Below are 19,797 nucleotides of genomic sequence, written 5' to 3' on the forward strand. Positions count from 1 at the left end.
GTTCATGATGTTGCAGCGAAAGTTGTCGATCGCGATCGCCGGGGTGGCCGTGCTCGCCGCCACCGCCGGCTTCACCGGGCACGGGCCGCACTGGCAGCTCTCCGACACCCAGCTGACCTCGATCCGGTTCCGCGGGCTCGCCCCGGTCAGCGCCAAGGTCGCCTGGGTCGCCGGCACCGAGGGGACGATCCTGCGCACCACCGACGGCGGCCGCCGGTGGGCGTCGGTCGGCCCGGCCGACGCCGCGGCGCTCCAGTTCCGCGACATCGAGGCCTTCGACGCCCGCAGCGCGGTGGCCCTGACCATCGGGAACGGCACCGACTCCCGCATCTACACGACCTCCGACGGCGGCCGCAACTGGACGGCCGCGTTCGTCAACCAGGACGCGAACGCGTTCTACGACTGCATGACGTTCCTCGACCGGCGGCACGGCCTCGCGCTCTCCGACCCGGTCGGCGGGAAGTTCCGGATCCTCGCCACCAGCGACGGCGGCCGATCCTGGCAGGTGCGGCCGACGGCGGGGATGCCGGCGGCGCTGGACGGCGAGTTCGCCTTCGCCGCCAGCGGGACCTGTCTCGTGTCGTCCGGAGGCAAGGCGTTCTTCGCCTCCGGGGGCGGGGCGACGTCCCGGGTCTTCTCGTCCGGCGACGGCGGGCGTACCTGGTCGGTGACCTCCACGCCGATCCCCAGCGGGCCCAGCGCCGGGATCTTCAGCCTCGCCTACCGCGACCCCGGTCATGGGCTGGCCGTGGGCGGCGACTTCGCGGTGCCGGATGCGGCGCCCGACGGAGCCGCCTATCTGCGAGGACACACCTGGACGGTCGCTCGGACGGTTCCCGGCGAATACCGGTCGGGGGCGACCTGGATCGGGCGCGGGCCGGCGGCGCTGGCCGTCGGGCCGACCGGGAGCGACGTGAGCTGGGACGGCGGGCGGAACTGGCGAAAGTTCGACACCGGCAGCTTCGACGCGGTGCTGTGCGCCGGTGACGGCTCGTGCTGGGCCTCCGGGGAGAAGGGACGGGTCGCCCGGCTCTCCTGGCACTGAGGCCGGTTCGCGCGCGTGACCACCGGCCCGGCCCGGTGGTCACGGTGCGGAACGCGGGCGCCTGCGCTTAGCTGGAGGCATGGACCAGCAGTCGAAGATCGCTCAAGGCACGGGTTTCCTGGCCGCCCTGGACCAGAGCGGCGGCAGCACACCGAAGGCGCTGGCGGAGTACGGCGTGCCCGAGTCGGACTACGCGAACTCGGACGAGATGTTCGACCTCATGCACGAGTTCCGGGCCCGGATCATCACGTCGCCGGCCTTCACCGGCGCCCGCATCCTCGCCGCGATCCTGTTCGAGCAGACGATGGACCGCGACGTCGCCGGCCTGCCCACCCCGCGGTACCTCTGGGAACAGAAGAACATCGTGCCGTTCGTGAAGGTCGACGAGGGCCTGGCCGCCGAGGCCGACGGCGTGCGCCTGATGAAGCCGTTCACCAGGCTCGACGGCCTGCTCGCGCGCGCAGCCGAGCGCCGGGTCTTCGGCACCAAGATGCGCTCGTTCATCAGTTCGGACTCGGCCGGCGGCATCGACGCGATCCTGGACCAGCAGTTCCGGTACGCGGCCACGATCCTCGACGCCGGCCTGATGCCGATCCTCGAGCCCGAGGTCGACATCCACAGCCCCTCGAAGGCCGCCGCCGAGGCGCTGCTGAAACAGGGCATCCTCGCCCGGCTCGGCGACCTGCCGGACGGGCGGCGCGTGATGCTGAAGCTCTCCATCCCGACGGTCGACAACTTCTACAGCGAGCTGATCGAGCACCCGCGAGTGTTGCGGGTGGTCGCCCTCTCCGGCGGCTACAGCCAGTCGGAGGCGGACGCCCGGCTGGCCCGCAACCACGGCTTGATCGCCAGCTTCTCCCGGGCGCTGGTGCAGGACCTGCGGCGCGACCAGAGCGACGCCGACTTCACCAAGACCCTGGACGCGGCGATCGGCGCCATCTACGAAGCCTCGATCACCTGAGCCCGGCGGCCCGTGACGATCCAAGCGCGAGAGCCGAACCGGATGCCGTCATCGGTCCGGTGAGCGTCGAGCATGTCGCGCAGACCGGCGAGGGCGCGGGCGGCGGCGGCCGGTTCGAGTCGTTGCAGGACGCCGCTGGTGCACGCGAAGCCCCGGACCCAGGCCAGGGCGGCGTCGGTGTCGGGCCCGAAGTAGACAGGCGCCTCGACGCCGGTGGCCTCGACGTCGGTGAAGCCGGCCGCCGCCAGGATGCCTTCCACGGTCCGCCGATCGCCCAGCGAGAACGGATCCGGCCCCGGCGGCGGCTCACCCGGCAGTGCCTGGCGGATCGCGACGTCCCACTCGTTGCGCTCGCCCAACTGCCAGATCAACATCACCAGCCGTCCGTACGCGCGCAGCGCACGGCCGATGTTGGCGAACGCAGCAACGGGCTCGTCGAAGAACATCGTCCCGAACCGGCTGATCGCAAGGTCGAAGGAGCCCGGCTCAAAGGGATGCGTCTGGGCGTCCGCGACCTCAAAGGCGACATTGGACAGCCCCTCGGCCGCGGCGACCGACCGGGCACGCGCGATGGCCGGCGCCGACACGTCGACGCCGAAGGCACTGCCGGCCGAGGTCATGCGGGCCGCGGCCCGGGTGGTGCCACCGGCGCCGCAGCCGATGTCGAGAACCCGGTCGTAGGCCCCGATCGCCCACGCCCGGTGCAGCGCCACGTCGTAACCGGCCAGCTCGGCGTCGTAGTCCACGCCCGGAGCGTAACCACCCACTTCAGCCCGGCGGTCGCGCAACGGCCTTGCGTTTCGCCTGGCTTGCGTTGAGCTACGGGTTCGCGGCACCTGCGGTTGGGCGCCCGTCGATGCGTACGGTATCGGTCTCTAGGTCTGTGGGGACGCCTGCAGATGGTCGTCGCTGAGTAGGAGCGTGTGCAGCTCGGCCGATATCCCCGCCACCTGCTCCATGTGGGCGTTGTGGCCGAAGGTGCGCGGCCGCGGGATCGGGATCTCCACCACCCGGCGCAGGTGGCCGGGGCGGGAGCTCAGCACCGCGACGCGGTCGGCCAGCAGGACGGCCTCCTGGATGGAGTGGGTCACGAAGACGATCGTCGTGCCCAGGTCCATGTGGATGCGCTGGAGTTCGACCGCCAGCTCCTCGCGGGTCAGCGCGTCGAGGGCCGAGAACGGCTCGTCCATCAGCATGACCTTGGGGCTCTGGATCAGGGCGCGGCAGAGGGAGACGCGCTGCTGCATGCCGCCGCTCAGCTCGTGGGGGAGGCGTTTGCGGAAGCCGGACAGGCCGGTCATCTCCAGGAGGTGCTCGGCGCGCGGGCGGTACTCGGACTTGCGCCAGCCGAAGATCTCGACCGGGAGCATGACGTTGTCCTCGACCGAGCGCCACGGGAGCAGGGCCGGCCTCTGGAAGACCATGGCCACGTCGCGGCGGGGCTCGCGCACCGGTGAGCCGGCGACGGTGACCGAGCCGGCGGTCGGCTTGAGCAGGCCGGCGATCATGCGGAGCAGCGTCGACTTGCCGCAGCCGGAGCGGCCGATCACGGTGACGAACTCGCCCTCGCCGATGGTCAGGCTGATGTCCCTGATCGCCTCGACCGGGCCGGACCTGCCCTTGAACGTCTGCGATACCGCGTCGATGGTGATCATGAGTTGACCCCGGATCAGGAGGAGATGGCCTTGGCCCACGGGACGAGCAGGCGCTCGAGCCCGGCGACCAGGTAGAACATGACTACGCCGATCACGGCCAGCAGGACCAGCGCGACGAAGGCGAGGGCGGTGTCGCTGTTGGCGCTCGAGCCGGCGATGACCGAGCCGAGGCCGTGGTCGGGGTTGACCACTTCGCCGATCACCGCGCCGATGATGGCCAGCGGGGTCGCCACCTTGAGACCCACGAAGACCTGGGGAAGCGCCCAGGTCAGGCGCACCTTCACGAACGTCTGCCACCAGCTCGCCTTGAGCGAGCGGGCCAGCTCGTGCAGGTCGGCGGGGGTGGAGGTGAGGCCGGCCATGGTGGAGACGATCACCGGGAAGAAGCTCACCAGGATCACCATGACGATCTTCGGGGAGTCGCCGAAGCCCATCCAGACCAGCAGCAGCGGGGCGAGCGCGACCTTGGGGATCGCGTTGACCGCGGCGAGGACCGGCAGCGCCATCCGCTCGATCGTCCGGGACGAGCCGAGCACGACGGCGATGACCAGGCCGAGGGTCACGGCGACGGCGAATCCGATGAGCACCCGCTGGATCGTGATCCACGATTCCTGGAGCAGGAAGCCGGGAGTCCGGAAGAACGTCTCGACCACGTCGGCGGGCGACGGCACGTAGAACGGGTCGATGTGGAACACCGCGGTCGCCAGCCACCACAGCGTGACCGCGATGATCACGCCGAGGGTGGGGAGCACCGCGTTGCTCCACACTCGAGATTCGGTCATATGTTGCTCCGTCGATGTTGGGCGCGGGGCGGATCCTATCCGCCCCGCGCACCAAGGGCGTCAGCGCGTCAGCTTGCCGGGATGAAGCTGAAGTCGACGACCTTCTCCGGCGTGAGCCCGGCCGGCATGAGGCCGTTGCCCTGCAGGATGGCGATGCTGCGCGCCACCCGCTCCTGGTCCAGGTGACCCAGCGGCGCGCCGTTCGGCGACGACACGTACGGCTTCATGGCGTTGATCTCGCCGATGGCCGCCGGCTCTGCCGCGGTCGGCTCGGCCTTGTGCAGGATCGCGGCCGCCTCCTCCGGGTGGTCCAGCGAGTACTGCAGGCCCTTCATGGCCGCGTCGGTGAACTTCTTCACCAGGTCCTTGTCGCTGCTGATCAGGTTCTCGTTGGCGATGATCGCGTTGCCGAACAGGTCGGAGAGGAACTCGCTGTACGGCATCACGACGACGTCCTTCTTGGACACCGTCTCGAGCGCCTTCTTGGACAGCAGGAAGGTGCTCAGGCCGTCGACCTTGCGCTGCGCCATGAGGCCGTTGAGCGCCGTGGACTGCGCGCCGGTCAGCTTCACCGTCTTCGGGTCGAGGCCGGCGAGCTTCGCGTACGCCGGGAACAGCAGCTCGCTCACCGAGCCGGTCGCGGTGGCCACCGTCTTGCCGGCCAGGTCGGTCGGCTTGGTGATGCCGGTGTCGGCCGTGGTCATGATCGAGACCAGCGTCTGCTGGTGGATCGCGGCGACCGCGCGCCAGTTGGTGAACTTGCCGGTGCCGGCCTGGATCTCGGCGCCGGTGAAGTCGAGCGCCGCGAACTGCGCCTGGCCCGACTTGATCAGCGTGAGGTTCTGGACGTTGCCCGCGCCCTTCTGGATGTCGACGTCGATGCCGGCGTCCTTGAAGAAGCCCTTCTCCTTGGCGACCCAGGCGAAGGCGTCCCGCCCGACGGCGCCGAACGCGGTCACGTAGGTGACCTTCTTGAGGTCGCCGGATCCCCCCGCGCTGCCGGTCGTTCCCTTGTCGTCGTCCGAACTCGAGCACGCGCTCGCGGTCACGAGCACTGCGGCCAGCAGCGTCGCCGCCAGCACACGAGAGCGTCTGATCATCCATGCCTCCTGAGAATCCGCCCGACCAGCCGGCGGAGCTGTCTGTTCGACCGACCTGCGTGGACGTCGCGTCTATCGACACGCGTCCGTCCGGCCCGCGTCCGGTCGAGATCGTAGAGCAGGCATGTTGCCGTGTCATGGCACGCTTACCGGTGCAAACCGGACGTCGTATACTGCCTTTTGACGTCCGAAATGGACATCTACGCAGGTCACGACGTGGTTGACAGTCCACAGACCTGTGCACAAGATTGTGAGCAATCCGTTCCCTGGGAGAGGACCCGCGCTTGACGTCGCCCGCCGCCGACGACGCCTATCTGCGCCTGCGGAATCTGATCTACAGCGGCGAGCTGATGCCCAACGAACGCCTCGTCGAGGCCGATCTCGCGGAGCGGCTCCAGGTCGGCCGGGCGGTCGTGCGCACCGCGCTGCTCCGCCTCGGCCAGGACGGTGTGGTGATCCTCACTCCGCACCGCGGCGCCCGCGTCCGGGTCGTCACCGACGCCGAGGCGGTCGAGATCCTCCAGGCGCGCGCCGTGCTCGAGGCGCTCACCGCGCGCGAGGCCGCCCGCCGGGCCACCGCCAAGGAGATCGCCGCGATCCGCCGCATCCTCGCCGGCATGAGCCGCAAGCTGTCCGAGGGTGACCTGCTGAGCTACTCCGACGGCAACGCCGCCCTGCACGCCGCCATCATCGCCGCGGCGCGGCACGAGACGGCGGCCCGGCTCATCACCGGGCTGCGGGCGCAGCTGGTCCGCTTCCAGTTCCGCACGATCCTCGTCCCGGGCCGGGCCACGCACTCGTTCGCCGAGCACACGGCGATCGTCGAGGCCATCGCGTCCCGCGACGAGGAGGCCGCCGAGAGGGCCATGCGCGTCCATCTCGGACAGGTCGAATCAACGTTGTCGCACACCACCCGCCGCCCTCTAGGAGAGTCATGACCGACCATCCCGTTCCGTCCGTCGCCGCCCGCGAGCTCGTCTCGGGCGCCTACGACACCCACGTCCACATCGCCCCGGACGTGATGGACCGGCGCATCGACGACCTCTCCCTGGCCGCGCGGTTCGCGTCCGTCGGGCTTGCCGGATTTATCATCAAATCGCACTACGTAACCACGGCGGAACGGGCCGCGGTCGTGAGCAAGGCCGTGCCCGGCGTCGACGTCCTCGGCGCGATCACGCTCAACGGCTCGATGGGCGGCATGAACCCGGCCGCCGTGGAGATCGCCGGCCGCCTCGGCGCCCGCATCGTCTGGATGCCCACGGTGGACTCCCGCAACCAGCGCTCGACGACCGCCGCCGACCTGCCCGGAAGCAAACCGGCGATGTGGGGCGCGCTCCAGGCCGATCTCCACGCGCAGGGCATCGTCCCGGACGTGGTCGAGGTCCTGTCCGACGACGGCACCGTCCGGGAGGACGTCCGCAAGGTCCTGCGCGTGATCGCCAAGCACGACATGGTGCTGGCCACCGGCCATCTCTCCGCCGCCGAGATCCTCGCCGTCGTGCGCGAGGCACGCGCCCTCGGCGTGCGGCGAGTGGTCGTGACGCATCCCGAGTTCACCTCGCAGCGCCTCTCGGTCGAGGATCAGCGCACGCTCGCCGCCGAGGGGGCACTGCTCGAGCGCTGCTTCACCACGCCGTACACCGGCAAGGTCGCCTGGCCGGACCTCTTCGACAACATCCGCGCCGTCGGGGTCGAGCATTCCGTGCTCTCCAGCGACCTCGGCCAGCCGTTCAACCCACCGGTCGAGGACGGGCTCGCCCTTTTCGCCGACAAGCTCCTGGAGGCGGGCTTCAAGGAGGACGAGGTGCGGGTCATGGCCGTCGACAACTCCCGCTTCATCGCTTCTTGATACCCATATCGTACGGATCGAGGGGCCCCCAACCGCAGGTGCCGCGAACCCGTAGCTCAACGCAAGCCAGGCCAAACACCGGGCCGTGACGCGACCGCCGGGCTTGAGTGGTCGGTTGCGCTCAAACCGTCGGCAATTCGGGCTTTGCAGCTTCTTAAAACCAGGTCCGCGAGTGGCACGTGCGGCTCGTTCGTAGCAGAGTCGCAGTCATGAAACGTTCTCGCTCGTGGCGGTCGACGGCGACGTTGGTGGCGTTTGGCCTGGTCCTCGCGTTGCCGGCGGGCTGCGGTGGCTCGTCGAAAGACTCGGCCGCGCGCGGCGGGACGGCCTCGGGCGGCTCGTCGGCCGGTGCGTCGGCTCCCCCGGCGGCCTCCGCGTCGGCCTCCCCCACGCCGGCCGGGAAGCCGGTGCACGTGCGGCTGTTCCAGGGCGACGGCTCCTCGTGGGGCGTGGGCATGCCGATCATCGCGTACCTGTCCGCGAAGATCACCGACGCTCGTGAGTTCGCGGCGGCCACGACCGTCACGGTCAACGGCGAGCCGGCCGACGGCGCCTGGTTCTTCCAGCGGTCCGCGATCTACTCGGGGTACCCGATCGAGGCCCACTACCGGCTCCAGAACTACTGGCCCGCGCACGCCAAGATCCACATGGACCTGGCCACGAAGGGTCACTCGGCGGGCACCGGCATGGTGTTCGACAACAGCCTGACGCTAGACATGTCCACGATCGCCGCCAACATCAGCCGGATCGACGGCCACAAGGAGCGCATGGTCGTCACCTCGGACGGCAAGCAGGTCTTCAGCGTCCCGGTCTCGCTCGGCAAGGCGAGTACGCCCACCTTCTCCGGCGTCAAGGTCGTCATGGAGAGGGACCAGGTCCAGCGGATGACCGGGCCCGGTTACGACCTCAAGGTGCCGTGGTCGGTCCGCATCACCAACTCCGGCGAGTTCGTCCACTCGGCCGCCTGGAACGGCGGGAACATCGGCCAGCGCAGCACCTCGCACGGCTGCACCAACCTCCGGGACGCGGACGCCAAGCGCTTCTTCGCCTTCGCCCACGTCGGCGACGTGACCATCTACACCAACACCGGCGGCCCCACGATGCCGAGCTGGGACGGCTACGGCGACTGGAACCTCTCCTGGTCCACCTGGCAATCGGGCGGCCTCCTGCACACCACCTGAGTGGATCTTCACGCGTACGGCCGGCGGGCCCTGCGTCACGTCACCGCGTTGTCGACCGGCGGCCCGGTCGACCCGTCCCTGCGGATAACGCTCAACTTCCACCCCGATCGCGGCGCCGTCATCGAACGGCTGGCCGACGGCGGGATGTACCTGTCGCAGTTCGTCACCGGCACCAGCAGCGGCGGGCTGACCGCCTTCCCCGGCGGCGACCGATGGCGGTGGGAGCAGCGCATGTTCGGCGGCGCCTACGACGACGCCCCGGGCCACCTGCGACCGGTCTACGGCGCCTTGAACTTCCGCGGCAAGGCCGTCGGCGCCGCACCGCGGTTCGGCTCGGCCCATCTGCGGCTGACCGCGGCGGTGCTGGCGCGGGCGACCTTCTGCTATCCCGACAGCGTCCTGGAGCCCACGGCCTTCGCGGTCGCCGACCGCATGTCGCTGATCGACCTCGCCCGGGCCGACACGAAGGACGGTCTCGACGACTATGTCGAGGCGCAGGTCCACGGGCCCGTCCGGCTCGACCGCGACGTCGAGGCCCTGGTGCTGGATCCCTGCTATCGCGGCACCGATGTCGAGGCGGCTGCACAGCGCCTGCCCTGCCCGCTCGAGTGGCACCCGGGCTTCCGGCTAGCCGTCGCCGAGCTAGCGCGGCACCCCGAGTACCGCGGCCCCCGCTACGTCGACCTCGGCGCCGCGATCGCCGTCGACGGGCAGCTGACCCCGCGCGTCATCGGCGACGCCGCCCGCACCGGCCGCCACGACGAGCAGGACCTGAAACGCGTCTGGCACTATGTCGCCCACTTCGGCGCAACCTCCGAAACTTTCGGCCGCAATGACAGAACTGCTATCGGCGACGACCGCGGATAACGGCTTCGGTTTGAGCCAGCGACCCACGATTCGGTCACTGAACTGGACATATGCCTCGGCCCGGCGTACGGGATGAGTCTCGGTTCTTTCGGGAACGCTCCGAAAGTTATTGACTTCGCGTGGGGGCCGACCAATACTTCATTCATCGATGAACTTCATCGCCACCAGCACATCCCCCGGCGTGGCCGACGCTGACGGCGGTGGTCTCGTCCTGACCATCCACGCTGCGTCGCGTCATGCCCTCTTGAGGAAGGATGCACGCGCGTGACCGAGTCCCCCGTTCCCGTTCCCGTCCAGCGTCGCGGGCGCAACCGCATGCGACTGCTCATCAGCGGTGCCACCGCCGTCCTGCTGGCCGCCGCCTCCGTGGCCGTGGCCGGCGTCGCCCATGCCGAGGCCGATCGCACGGTCACCTCGAACACGACCGGCACCCACAACGGCTACTTCTTCTCGTACTGGAAAGACAGCGGCAACGTCACGATGACGCTCGGCGCCGGCGGCAACTACAGCGTCCAGTGGAACGGCATCAACAACACCGTGGTCGGCAAGGGCTGGAACCCGGGCTCGAACCACACGGTGAACTACTCCGGCTCCTTCAACTGCGGCGGCAACTGCTACCTGGCCCTGTACGGCTGGACCACCAACCCGCTGATCGAGTACTACATCGTCGACAACTTCGGCTCGTACAACCCGAGCTCGGGCGCCACCCGACTGGGCTCGGTCACCACCGACGGCAGCACCTACGACATCTACCGCACGCAGCGGGTCAACCAGCCGTCGATCATCGGCACGGCGACGTTCTACCAGTACTGGAGCGTGCGTCAGTCGCACCGCACCGGCGGGACGATCACCACGGCCAACCACTTCAACGCGTGGGCGAGCTTCGGCCTGAACCTCGGGACGCACAACTACCAGATCCTGGCGACCGAGGGCTACCAGAGCAGCGGCAGCTCGAACATCACGGTCAGCGAGGGCAACAACCCGACGCAGCCGACAACCCCGCCGACCACCTCGCCGACGACCTCGCCGACCAACCCCGGCGGCGGCACGAGCACCTGCAAGGTGACCAACTCGGTGAACGCCTGGAACAACGGCCTGACCGACAACATCACCATCACCAACACGGGCTCGGCCGCCATCAACGGCTGGTCGCTGAAGTTCAACCTGGCGTCCGGGCAGAACATCACGTCCGGCTGGAGCGCCAGTTACTCGCCGACCAGCGGCGCGGTGACCGCGACGAACGTCAATTACAACGGCGCGCTGGCACCGGGCGCCTCGACGACGATCGGTTTCCAGGCCACCCATACCGGTAACACCGCCGCACCGAGCGGCTTCGCGCTCAACGGCACGACCTGTAGTTGACCGCGTCGAGGCCGGGCCACTCCACCATGGCCCGGCCTCACGCCCGTTTCCGCCTCACGCCCGTTTCGGCGTCACGCCCGTTTCGGCGTCACGCCCGTTTCGGCCTCACGCGTTCCGTCCTCACGCGTTGAGGTACGCGAGCACGGCCAGCACGCGGCGGTTGTCGTCGTCGGACGGGGGCAGGCCGAGCTTCGTGAAGATGTTGTTGATGTGCTTGCTGACCGCCTTCTCCGTGACGAAGAGTTTGGCCGCGATCGCCGCGTTGGAGCGGCCGGCCGCCATCTCGGCCAGGACCTCGCGCTCGCGGACGGTCAGCACGTCGAGCGGGCGGCTGCGCTCGAGCAGGCGGGCCACGACCTCCGGGTCCATCACGGTGCCGCCGCCCGCGACCTGGTGAACGGCGTCGATGAACTGGCCGACGTTGGACACCCGGTCCTTCAGCAGGTAGCCGACGCCGCCGACGCTGTCGCCGAGCAGCTCGCGCGCGTACAACGGCTCGACGTGCTGGGACAGCACGAGAATCGGCATGCCGGGCACCCGGGTGCGGGCCGCGATGGCCGCCTGCAGGCCCTCGTCGGTGAAGGTGGGCGGAAGCCGGACGTCGACCACCGCGACGTCCGGTTTCTGCTCGAGCAGCGTGGGCAGCAGCGACGGGCCGTCGTCGACCGTCGCGACGACCTCGAAGTCGAACGCCTCCAGCAGCCGGGTCAGTCCGTCCCGGAGGAGAGCGTGGTCCTCGGCGATGACAACGCGCACGGCAGCTCCATGGTCACGATGGTCGGCCCGCCCGGCGGGCTGGACAGCGTCATCGTGCCATCGAATGCTGCGAGGCGGCGCTGGATGCCGCGCAGGCCGGTGCCGCGGGAGGGGTCGGCACCGCCGTGCCCGTCGTCGCCGACCTCCAGGAGCAGGTGGCTGTCGTCGCGTTTGATGCTGACGTACGCGAAGGTGGCGCCGCTGTGCACCGTCACATTGGCCAGGGCCTCGGCAATCGCGAAATACGCCGCCGACTCGACCGGCGTGTCGAGCCGCTCGGTCACGTCGGAGTCGACGCTGGTGGGGATGCGCAGGTGGAGCGCGAGCGCCCGGACCGCCCCGTCGAGCCCGCGCTCGGCCAGCACCGGCGGATGGATGCCGCGCACGAGATGGCGCAGCTCGACCAGGGCCGTGCTGCTCGCCTCGCGCGCCTCGGCCAGCAGCCGGCGGGCGGTCGCGGGGTCGCGCTCGACCATCTCCTCGGCGAGGCCGATCGTCATGCCGAGCGCGACGAGCCTGGCCTGCGCCCCGTCGTGCAGGTCGCGCTCGATGCGGCGCAGCTCGGCCGCCTGCGCGTCGACCGTGTCGGCCCGGATGACGGTCAGCTCGGTGACCCGCAGGCGTAGCTCGGCGTTGCGGGTCGGGGCGAGGAACAGCCGCGCGAACTGGGCGTCGAACCGGCGCAGGTAGGGCGCGACGGCCAGGCCGATGGCCAGGAACAGGGCGCCCTGCGGCAGGGAGAGGAAGCCCTCGCTGACGCTCTCGATGGGCCAGATCACGCCGTAGCCGTACCACCCGGTGCCCAGCCAGATCCACAGTGGAAGCAGCACGACGCCCTGGAGGCCGTAGAGCGGGATCAGCAGCGAGCCGAGACCGAGCCCCAGCCCCACGATCGCGCCCGGGATCAGCCACGCGAAGTCGCGCCAGGTGGCCGGGTCGGTGATGATCCATCGGTACGCCCGCCAGCCCAGGAACCCGATCGTCGGCGGGCGCGGGCGATAGGGCCGGGCGACCGGCACGCCCCACCAGCCGGCGACCCCGCGGCCGGCCTCGGCGCGCAGCCGGACCAGCGACGTGACCAGCGGCAGCAGCACGAGCCCGAGGCCGAGGACCGGGGTCATGATCAGGGCGAGGACGAAGAGCAGGAACAGCACGACATTCGTCAGGGACAGGGCGATCGCGAGCGCGCCGCCGGCCACCGCCCGCAACCCGTCCCGCATCCAGTCCCTGGTCTCCATGCCCACCATCCTTACCGGTCGGGAGCCTTGATCGCGGTAGGGCTAGCACTACTCCTGGAAGGGGGCCTAGCGCTCCTGACTTTGATCTCTCCGTCCGATTGGCTTGACGCATGACGACGATGGCAGAGCGGCCGCGCACGGCCGGGAGCGATTTCGCGGAGCTGGGCCGGCGCATCAACGCCGCCGGCCTCCTGGAACGACGACCGGGTTACTACGTGGTGCGCCTCGGCCTCGTGGGCGCGGCGCTGGTGGGCGGCTGGGCCGCCTTCTTCGTGGTCGGCTCCTCCTGGTGGACGCTCGCCGTGGCCGCGTTCCTGGCCGTGGTGTTCGCCCAGCTCGCGCTGGTCGCCCACGACCTGGCCCACCGGCAGGTCTTCCGGACGAACACGCCGAGCCGCCGCGCCGGACTGATCGCGGGAAACCTCGGGATCGGCATGTCCTACGGCTACTGGATGGACAAGCACACCAAGCACCACGCCAACCCGAACCACGACGATCTCGACCCCGACGTCGGCCCCGGCGTGCTGGTGTGGAGCCGCGAGGCCGCCGCCGGAAAGGGCTTCCTGACCAAGTACCAGGCCTACTTCTTCTTCCCGTTGCTCACCCTGCTGGGCCTCTCGCTCAAGCGGGAAAGCATCCGGGCGCTGCGCAACGGCACGGTCAAGCGCCGCCGCGTCGAGAGCGCACTGCTGGCAACCCACTTCATCGCGTACGCCGGAGTCCTGCTCCTGGTGCTGAGCCCGCTTCAGGCGCTCGCCTTCTTCGTGGTGCACCAGGCGCTGTTCGGGGTCTACCTGGGCCTGACGTTCGCCCCCAACCACAAGGGCATGCCGCACCCCGACGGAACCGAGGACTACCTCCGCAAGCAGGTGCTGACCTCGCGCAACGTCCGCGGCGGCGTCCTGGTCGACGTGGCCCTGGGCGGCCTGAACTACCAGATCGAGCACCACCTGTTCCCGGCCATGCCCACGCCGAACCTGCGCAAGGCCCAGCCGATCGTCCAGCGGTTCTGCGACGAGATCGGCGTCTCGTACGAGATGACCTCGCTGACCGACTCGTACGCCCAGGCCCTGCGCCACCTGCACGACGTCGGCACGGACCTCCGCCGCCGCGACTAACGTCGGCGGCATGGATCTGCATCTGACCGGCAAGGTGGCCGTGATCACCGGAGGAAGCGCCGGCATCGGCCGGGCGGTCGCCCTCGGTCTGGCGGCCGAGGGCGTCCAGTTGGTGCTTTGCGCACGCGACGAGGAGCGGTTGCGCACGCTGGCGTCCGAGATCGAGGGCGTACGGGTGGTGACCGTACCGGCCGACCTGACCGCGCCCGACGGCGCCGAGCGGCTGGCGGCGGCAGTGGCGTCCGAGTTCGGCGGGGCGGACATCCTCGTCAACAACGCCGGCACCGGGAGCGAGGAAAAGATCCTGACCGCGCCGGACGAGCGCTGGCAGTTCTACTGGGAGCTGCACGTGATGGCCGCGGTCCGGCTGGCCCGCGCGCTCGCGCCCGGCATGCGCGCCCGCGGCGGCGGCGTGATCCTGCACAACGCCTCGATCTGCGCCACGCAGCCGCTGGGCTACGAGCCCATCTACAACGTGACCAAGGCCGCGCTGGTGATGTTCTCGAAATGCCTCGCGAACGAGCTCATCGGCGACAACATCCGCGTCAACGCGGTGAACCCCGGCCTGGTCATGACCGGCGACTGGGTCAAGACCGCGAAGCTGCTCACCGAGGGCACCGACCAGACCTGGGAGCAGTACCTCCAGAAGATCGCCGACGACAACGCCCCGATCGGCCGCTTCGCCACCCCCGAGGAGGTAGCCGACCTGTTCGTCTACCTCTGCTCCGACCGCGCTTCCTACACGGTCGGCTCCACGTTCTACGTCGACGGCGGCTGGCTGAACGTCACCACCTGACGGTTGGTCGGTGCGCCGTACCCCTGGGGAGACTCGAACTCCCGGCCTCCGGATTCCCATCCGACCACCCCGCCCAGCCGCCCTTAACAAGGACTGAAGACTGCTAGTCCGGCGCGCTCTCCCGCTGCGCTACAGGGGTGTATGTCGCCGGGTGGTGTCGAACCATCCGACCTCCGCACGACGTGGACCCGGCCGGGCTCGAACCGGCCACCTCCCGTTTGCAAGACGGGTGCTCTTCCCGATGAGCTACGAGCCCTCTGGACCGCGGCGCCGACACCGATGGCGGCACACGCGGGCAAATCTCGATCACGGACGTACGCCCGAGGCAACGGCACCGAAGGCACCCGCCGCGCGGCAGTGGCCACGCCATGCGGAAGCCGGACGCCCAGCGGGGGCGGCCACCGTGCGGCTCTCTCGTGGGACGTTGGGGTGGTTGTCGCTGGGGCGAGGGCGGCGTCGCCCGCGTTGGCCGGGTAGCGCAAGTATTCCCGTCCAGCTAGCCCGGTGGTTGCCTCACCCACCGCAGCCGGCCCGCGTGAACGCCGCTCCTCGCCCCTATTCCTGGGATCTCAGAAACACTATTGAAATGGACTGAAGAATGGCACGCACGGACGGCAGGAATTGAACCTGTACAGGTCGAATATCGCACGGTTCCCGCGCGGTCCCGGTGGCCACGGAGACGAGGCTCCAAGGCCCGGAGACGAAGAAAGCCGCCTCTCCCGGAGCGGGAGGGCGGCGGCGGAAACCGTGACGGCGTCAGCCGTTTCGCCAGCTCACTCCCGGGGAGCGCCACTTCGTCGCTCGTCGCACGCGCCCACCCAGCGGGCGGGGCATGGCGGCACGATCGATCGTCGCAACGAATGCGGCGAGGTCAGCTCGATTGGCGGCCTGCCACATCATCTCGATCCCCTTTCGTGCGCGCTCCGTGCGGACTCCCCAAAACAGTAGTGCACGCCCGCAACGGTGACAATCCCTTTTCGCGCGTACGCGAAACACCTGAGCTGAAACCGGAAGCGATGCGGGTGCGCAACCCAACGCCTGCCCAATGGATCGCATGCTTGAGACGCGGAGCCGGCACGACAGCGGCCTGACCGACGACTTCCCGCTGGTGCGGCGCCGCCGCATGATGGGCCTGGCCGGCGGGGTCACGGTGGCGGCGCTCGCAGCCGGGCCGGAGGCGACCACGCTGGCGCGCTCGGGGATCGTGCGCGGCGACATCCGGCGCGGCTTCGGCACCGCGAACGGGGTGGCGCGGGGCGTGCCGCTCGACATCCGGCTGCGGCTGACCAGCGCGAACTCGGGTCGGCCGCTGCCCGGTTTCGCCGTGTACCTCTGGCAGTGCGACCGGGAGGGCAACTACTCGCTGTACTCGCCTGGGCTGGAGCGGGAGAACTACCTGCGCGGCGTGCAGACCGCGGACACGGCCGGGTGGGCGCGGTTCACCAGCATCTTCCCGGGCGCGCACGACGGCCGGTGGCCGCTCCTGCACGTCGAGGTCTACCCCAGCATGGTGGCCTGCCCGGGCACCCGGATGCTCGCCGCCGAGATCACGCTGCCCGCCGACGCGTGCGCGGCGGCCTACGCGACGCCGGGTTACGAGGCGAGCCGAGGCATCGAGCACCCGGGCGCCCCGGTCGAAATGGCGTGCGTGACCGGTGATGTGCGCCGCGGCCTGGTCGCCACCCGCACGGTCGGCATCTAAGCGCACCCCGGAACGACGGCACCCCCGGACGGGGGTGGCGCCGCGCCGCCGTACGGGCGCAGGCTGGGGCGATGACGACGGGCACAGCGGCATTCCGGGCAGCGCGGGACTACCTGCTCGCCCACTCGGAGGACTACGACACGGCGTCCGCCGGGTTCGCCTGGCCCGCGCTGGACGAGTTCAACTGGGCGCTCGACTGGTTCGACGTGATCGCCGAGGGCAACGACGCACCGGCCCTGTGGATCGTCGAGGAGGACGGCGCGGAGCAGCGGTTCTCGTTCGCCGAGATGTCCCGCCGGTCGAGTCAGGTGGCGAACTGGCTGCGGGCCCAGGGTGTCGAGCGCGGCGACCGGATCGTGCTGATGCTGGGCAACCAGGTCGAGCTGTGGGACACGATCCTGGCCGTGATGAAGCTCGGCGCGGTGCTGATTCCCGCGACGCCCCTGCTCGGTCCGGCCGACGCCGCCGACCGGGTCGCCCGGGGCGGCGCCAAGCACGTGATCGCCACGTCGGCCGCGGCGGCGAAGTTCGAGTCCGTCGACGCCACCAAGATCGCTGTTGGCGACGCAGTAGAGGGCTGGCTAAACTTCCACGAGGCATATTCCGGAAATGTCGGTTTTGAGGCCAAAAAGCCGACCCGCGCCACCGACACTCTCCTGCTCTACTTCACCTCCGGAACGACGGCCCGGCCCAAGCTCGTCGAGCACACCCACCAGTCGTACCCGGTCGGGCATCTGTCCACGATGTACTGGATCGGGCTGCGCCCCGGCGACGTCCACCTCAACATCTCCTCGCCCGGCTGGGCCAAGCACGCCTGGAGCAACGTCTTCGCCCCCTGGAACGCCCAGGCCTGCGTGTTCATCTACAACTACACGCGGTTCGACGCCGGCCGGCTGATGGCCGAGATGCAGCGCTGCGGCGTGACCAGCTTCTGCGCGCCGCCCACGGTGTGGCGCATGCTCATCCAGTCCGACCTCACCGCCCTGCGCACCCCGCCCCGGCTGGTCGTGGGGGCCGGCGAGCCGCTCAACCCCGAGGTCATCGACCAGGTGGCGAAGGCGTGGGGCGTGACGATCCGGGACGGCTTCGGGCAGACCGAGACGACCGTGCAGGTCGCGAACACCCCAGGCCAGCCGGTCAAGCCGGGCTCGATGGGCCGTCCGGTGCCCGGCTTCACGATCGAGCTGATCGACCCGCTGACCGGCGAGCCGGCCGAGGAGGGCGAGATCTGCGTGCAACTCGAGCCTCGTCCGACCGGGCTCATGGTCGGCTACCACGGCGACGCCACGCTGACCGCCGAGCGGATGGCCGGCGGTTACTACCACACCGGCGACGTCGCCTCCCGCGACGAGGACGGCTACATCACGTACGTGGGCCGCACCGACGACGTGTTCAAGGCCTCCGACTACCGGATCTCCCCGTTCGAGCTGGAGAGCGTGCTGATCGAGCACGAGGCCGTCGTCGAGGCCGCGGTGGTCCCCTCGCCCGACCCGCTTCGCCTGGCGGTGCCGAAGGCCTACGTCGTGCTCGCGGAGGGCTGGGAGGCTTCCGAATCAACGGCGCAGACCATTTTCGCGTACGCGCGGGAGCACATGCCGCCGTACGCGAGGATCCGGCGGCTCGAGTTCGCCGACCTGCCGAAGACGATTTCCGGCAAGATCAGGCGGGTCGAACTGCGCGCCGCCGAGCAGGAGAAGCACGCCGACCCGGAGAACCGGCCGGAGGGCGAATTCACCGGCTAACGTTGCGCGGTGCGTGCTGGTCGGCTGATCTACCTGCTTGTCGTGGTCGCGTTACTCGGTGGGATGGCGTTCGCCATGGTCACCACGGCGATCCAGCAGTCGCCGACGACCGACGAGCCGGTCTACGTCGCGACGGCCGAGGTGCTGACCCGGGAGCACATCGTGCTCTACAACCCGGAGCACCCGCCGCTGGCGAAACTGGCGATGGCGGCCGGGATGGCCTTCGTCGACCCGCGGCTCGACCCGTCCTACCAGGGCGACCAGACCTTCCAGGGCCGTCATCTGCTGTACGAGACGGGCAACAACCCGTTCCGGGTGATGCTCGCGGCCCGGATCCCGATGATCGTGCTCACGCTGCTGTTCGGGCTGGTGGTGCTGGCGTTCGCCCGGGACCTGGCCGGGCCGTGGGCGGGGCTGGTGGCGCTGGCGCTGTACGCCTTCTCCCCCGACGTGATCGCGCACGGCTCGCTGGCCACGCTGGACGTTCCGGCGGCCGGACTGCTGCTCACGACGTTCTGGTTGTTGTGGCGCTCCCGGCAGCGGCCTCGGCTCTATCTCCCGCTGGCGGGCGTGGCCCTGGGCGCCGCGCTCGCCACCCGAATGAGCGCGCTTCCCGCCGTACCCCTGGTGCTGCTTTTAACGCTCTTGTCACCTTTTGTGGTGGGAAAACCCTCCCGATGGTGGCAGAAGCTGGCCTGGCGGATCGTCGCGGCGATCGGCGTGGGGCTGATCGCGGTCGCGGTGGTGTGGCTGGTCTATCTGGCCGTCGACCCGCGACTGCGGTGGACGCCGCCGGCGAACCTGGCGCACCCGGGCGGGCTCCGGGAGCTTGCCGTCAATCTGCTGCCGCTGCCCAAGGCGTACCGCGACGGGGTATTGATCCAGTTCCAGTTCGAGACCCGGACCTTCAACGGGTTCCTGTTCGGGCACGCCTACCGCGGGGCGCTCTGGTACTACCAGCCGGCCGCGCTGCTGATCAAGACTCCGCTCGGAATGATGGCGCTGTGGGTGGCCGGGACGATCACCATGCTGGTCAAGCCGGCGCTGCGGGTGGCCACGCTCTATCTGATCGTGCCGGCCGGGGCGTTGATGCTGGTGGCGATGACCGGGGCGCGCGACTACGGCACCCGGTACGTGATCTTCATGCCCATGCTCCTGGCCGTGGTGGCGGGGACGGTGGTGCTCATAAGGTTCCGGTGGGCGCGGATCGGGACGGCGGCGCTGGTCGCGTTCGTGGCGGTCAGCTCGATGCTGACGTTCCCGTACTACCTGCCGTACTCGAACGAGGCCTTCGGCGGCACCTCGCACACCCACCTCAACCTGCACGACGCCAACGTGGACTGGGGGCAGGATCTCGGGCGGCTCGGGGTCCGGCTGCGGACGAAGTATCCCGGCGAGCCCGTATGGCTGGTCTACAAGGGAGGCGGCGTTCCCGGCTATTACGGCATCCAGGCGAAGAATCCGCTCGCCGTGCCGAACGACCAGGTGCACGGGCTGCTCGTGGTGTCGGACTCGCGGGTGGCGCTGGCCACCGGCAAGCTGCAGCAGCTGATCTCGTCGAGCACGGAGATCGACAGCGTCGGCTACTCGATCACGATCTACCGCCGGTGAAAGCTTAAGGATCACCAAAGGACCTCGTGGGA

Annotated in this window: 18 protein-coding genes and 2 tRNA genes; 12 read left to right on the forward strand and 8 right to left on the reverse strand. The window is 69.8% G+C overall.

The genetic code is table 11. The features are described 5' to 3' along the window. The first annotated feature begins 4 nt into the window (after positions 1–4). Both A3CQ_RS0118595 and A3CQ_RS0118600 read left to right on the forward strand, forming a co-directional pair. Complete coding sequence (locus A3CQ_RS0118595; RefSeq protein ID WP_026205857.1) at positions 5–1,045, forward strand: YCF48-related protein; 1,041 nt, start codon at positions 5–7, stop codon at positions 1,043–1,045. A gap of 79 nt (positions 1,046–1,124) precedes the next feature. Next, positions 1,125–2,006, forward strand: a complete 882-nt coding sequence (locus tag A3CQ_RS0118600) for a fructose bisphosphate aldolase (RefSeq protein WP_020512453.1) — start codon at positions 1,125–1,127, stop codon at positions 2,004–2,006. Here the strand turns inward: A3CQ_RS0118600 and A3CQ_RS0118605 are convergent. From A3CQ_RS0118605 to A3CQ_RS0118620, 4 genes are all read right to left on the reverse strand, one after another. Further along, positions 1,985–2,752, reverse strand: coding sequence for a class I SAM-dependent methyltransferase (locus A3CQ_RS0118605; RefSeq protein WP_020512454.1), 768 nt, complete (start codon positions 2,750–2,752; stop codon positions 1,985–1,987). The genes A3CQ_RS0118600 and A3CQ_RS0118605 overlap by 22 nt on opposite strands. A gap of 129 nt (positions 2,753–2,881) precedes the next feature. Beyond that, positions 2,882–3,661: an ABC transporter ATP-binding protein gene (locus tag A3CQ_RS0118610; RefSeq protein ID WP_020512455.1), complete on the reverse strand. Its 780-nt coding sequence runs from the start codon at positions 3,659–3,661 to the stop codon at positions 2,882–2,884. Between the two features lie 14 nt (positions 3,662–3,675). After that, positions 3,676–4,443 carry an ABC transporter permease gene (locus A3CQ_RS0118615; protein ID WP_040432574.1) on the reverse strand — a complete coding sequence of 256 codons (768 nt, stop codon included), beginning with the start codon at positions 4,441–4,443 and terminating at the stop codon, positions 3,676–3,678. Positions 4,444–4,511: 68 nt separating this feature from the next. Further along, on the reverse strand, positions 4,512–5,543 hold the full coding sequence (locus A3CQ_RS0118620; RefSeq protein ID WP_026205858.1) for an ABC transporter substrate-binding protein: 1,032 nt from the start codon (positions 5,541–5,543) through the stop codon (positions 4,512–4,514). 284 nt (positions 5,544–5,827) lie between these two features. Here A3CQ_RS0118620 and A3CQ_RS0118625 point away from each other — a divergent pair, with 284 nt between their 5' ends. The 5 genes from A3CQ_RS0118625 to A3CQ_RS53355 all read left to right on the forward strand — a co-directional run bounded on the left by A3CQ_RS0118625 (position 5,828) and on the right by A3CQ_RS53355 (position 10,802). Next, positions 5,828–6,481 carry a GntR family transcriptional regulator gene (locus A3CQ_RS0118625; protein WP_020512458.1) on the forward strand — a complete coding sequence of 218 codons (654 nt, stop codon included), beginning with the start codon at positions 5,828–5,830 and terminating at the stop codon, positions 6,479–6,481. Next, positions 6,478–7,392: a DUF6282 family protein gene (locus A3CQ_RS0118630; protein WP_020512459.1), complete on the forward strand. Its 915-nt coding sequence runs from the start codon at positions 6,478–6,480 to the stop codon at positions 7,390–7,392. Before A3CQ_RS0118625 ends, A3CQ_RS0118630 begins: the two co-directional genes overlap by 4 nt. 209 nt (positions 7,393–7,601) lie before the next feature. Then, complete coding sequence (locus A3CQ_RS57550; protein WP_084699138.1) at positions 7,602–8,573, forward strand: L,D-transpeptidase; 972 nt, start codon at positions 7,602–7,604, stop codon at positions 8,571–8,573. Then, entirely contained in the window at positions 8,574–9,440 is an 867-nt protein-coding gene (locus tag A3CQ_RS0118640; protein ID WP_020512461.1) for a DUF3626 domain-containing protein, read from the forward strand. Positions 9,441–9,755: 315 nt separating this feature from the next. After that, the gene (locus A3CQ_RS53355; RefSeq protein WP_020512462.1) at positions 9,756–10,802 is read left to right on the forward strand and encodes a glycoside hydrolase family 11 protein; all 1,047 of its coding nucleotides are present in this window, start codon (positions 9,756–9,758) and stop codon (positions 10,800–10,802) included. 120 nt (positions 10,803–10,922) lie between these two features. Here the strand turns inward: A3CQ_RS53355 and A3CQ_RS0118650 are convergent, their stop codons facing one another. Continuing rightward, a complete protein-coding gene (locus A3CQ_RS0118650) occupies positions 10,923–11,558 on the reverse strand; it encodes a response regulator transcription factor (protein ID WP_020512463.1) in 636 nt (211 codons plus the stop codon). Then, a complete protein-coding gene (locus tag A3CQ_RS0118655) occupies positions 11,510–12,796 on the reverse strand; it encodes a sensor histidine kinase (RefSeq protein ID WP_040432596.1) in 1,287 nt (428 codons plus the stop codon). Before A3CQ_RS0118655 ends, A3CQ_RS0118650 begins: the two co-directional genes overlap by 49 nt. A gap of 110 nt (positions 12,797–12,906) precedes the next feature. Here A3CQ_RS0118655 and A3CQ_RS0118660 point away from each other — a divergent pair, with 110 nt between their 5' ends. Together A3CQ_RS0118660 and A3CQ_RS0118665 are read left to right on the forward strand one after the other, a co-directional pair. Further along, complete coding sequence (locus tag A3CQ_RS0118660; RefSeq protein WP_026205859.1) at positions 12,907–13,914, forward strand: fatty acid desaturase family protein; 1,008 nt, start codon at positions 12,907–12,909, stop codon at positions 13,912–13,914. Between the two features lie 10 nt (positions 13,915–13,924). Further along, a complete protein-coding gene (locus tag A3CQ_RS0118665; RefSeq protein WP_020512466.1) occupies positions 13,925–14,710 on the forward strand; it encodes an SDR family NAD(P)-dependent oxidoreductase in 786 nt (261 codons plus the stop codon). An 18-nt stretch (positions 14,711–14,728) separates the two neighbouring features. Here the strand turns inward: A3CQ_RS0118665 and A3CQ_RS60915 are convergent. Further along, a tRNA-OTHER gene (locus A3CQ_RS60915) sits at positions 14,729–14,849 on the reverse strand. 44 nt (positions 14,850–14,893) lie between these two features. Further along, a tRNA-Ala gene (locus A3CQ_RS0118670) sits at positions 14,894–14,966 on the reverse strand. A gap of 798 nt (positions 14,967–15,764) precedes the next feature. Between A3CQ_RS0118670 and A3CQ_RS53360 the strand changes: the two genes are divergently transcribed. The 3 genes from A3CQ_RS53360 (at position 15,765) to A3CQ_RS0118685 (ending at position 19,765) form a co-directional block, all read left to right on the forward strand. Beyond that, entirely contained in the window at positions 15,765–16,412 is a 648-nt protein-coding gene (locus A3CQ_RS53360) for a dioxygenase family protein (protein ID WP_051115282.1), read from the forward strand. 71 nt (positions 16,413–16,483) lie between these two features. Next, positions 16,484–18,154 carry an AMP-binding protein gene (locus A3CQ_RS0118680; protein ID WP_020512468.1) on the forward strand — a complete coding sequence of 557 codons (1,671 nt, stop codon included), beginning with the start codon at positions 16,484–16,486 and terminating at the stop codon, positions 18,152–18,154. Positions 18,155–18,217: 63 nt separating this feature from the next. Further along, the gene (locus A3CQ_RS0118685; protein WP_020512469.1) at positions 18,218–19,765 is read left to right on the forward strand and encodes a glycosyltransferase family 39 protein; all 1,548 of its coding nucleotides are present in this window, start codon (positions 18,218–18,220) and stop codon (positions 19,763–19,765) included. The last annotated feature ends 32 nt before the right edge of the window (positions 19,766–19,797 follow it).

Source organism: Paractinoplanes globisporus DSM 43857 (assembly GCF_000379645.1).
GTDB classification, from domain to species: domain Bacteria; phylum Actinomycetota; class Actinomycetes; order Mycobacteriales; family Micromonosporaceae; genus Actinoplanes; species Actinoplanes globisporus.

What these genes read in the sequence shown, in the direction of transcription:
- A3CQ_RS0118595 (WP_026205857.1), top strand. Translation starts at nt 5, where the DNA reads ATGATGTTGCAGCGAAAGTTGTCGATCGCGATCGCCGGGGTGGCCGTG.
- A3CQ_RS0118600 (WP_020512453.1), top strand. Translation starts at nt 1,125, where the DNA reads ATGGACCAGCAGTCGAAGATCGCTCAAGGCACGGGTTTCCTGGCCGCC.
- A3CQ_RS0118610 (WP_020512455.1), bottom strand. Translation starts at nt 3,661, where the DNA reads ATGATCACCATCGACGCGGTATCGCAGACGTTCAAGGGCAGGTCCGGC.
- A3CQ_RS0118615 (WP_040432574.1), bottom strand. Translation starts at nt 4,443, where the DNA reads ATGACCGAATCTCGAGTGTGGAGCAACGCGGTGCTCCCCACCCTCGGC.
- A3CQ_RS0118620 (WP_026205858.1), bottom strand. Translation starts at nt 5,543, where the DNA reads ATGATCAGACGCTCTCGTGTGCTGGCGGCGACGCTGCTGGCCGCAGTG.
- A3CQ_RS0118630 (WP_020512459.1), top strand. Translation starts at nt 6,478, where the DNA reads ATGACCGACCATCCCGTTCCGTCCGTCGCCGCCCGCGAGCTCGTCTCG.
- A3CQ_RS57550 (WP_084699138.1), top strand. Translation starts at nt 7,602, where the DNA reads ATGAAACGTTCTCGCTCGTGGCGGTCGACGGCGACGTTGGTGGCGTTT.
- A3CQ_RS53355 (WP_020512462.1), top strand. Translation starts at nt 9,756, where the DNA reads ATGCGACTGCTCATCAGCGGTGCCACCGCCGTCCTGCTGGCCGCCGCC.
- A3CQ_RS0118655 (WP_040432596.1), bottom strand. Translation starts at nt 12,796, where the DNA reads ATGGAGACCAGGGACTGGATGCGGGACGGGTTGCGGGCGGTGGCCGGC.
- A3CQ_RS0118660 (WP_026205859.1), top strand. Translation starts at nt 12,907, where the DNA reads ATGACGACGATGGCAGAGCGGCCGCGCACGGCCGGGAGCGATTTCGCG.
- A3CQ_RS0118665 (WP_020512466.1), top strand. Translation starts at nt 13,925, where the DNA reads ATGGATCTGCATCTGACCGGCAAGGTGGCCGTGATCACCGGAGGAAGC.
- A3CQ_RS53360 (WP_051115282.1), top strand. Translation starts at nt 15,765, where the DNA reads ATGCTTGAGACGCGGAGCCGGCACGACAGCGGCCTGACCGACGACTTC.
- A3CQ_RS0118680 (WP_020512468.1), top strand. Translation starts at nt 16,484, where the DNA reads ATGACGACGGGCACAGCGGCATTCCGGGCAGCGCGGGACTACCTGCTC.
- A3CQ_RS0118685 (WP_020512469.1), top strand. Translation starts at nt 18,218, where the DNA reads ATGGCGTTCGCCATGGTCACCACGGCGATCCAGCAGTCGCCGACGACC.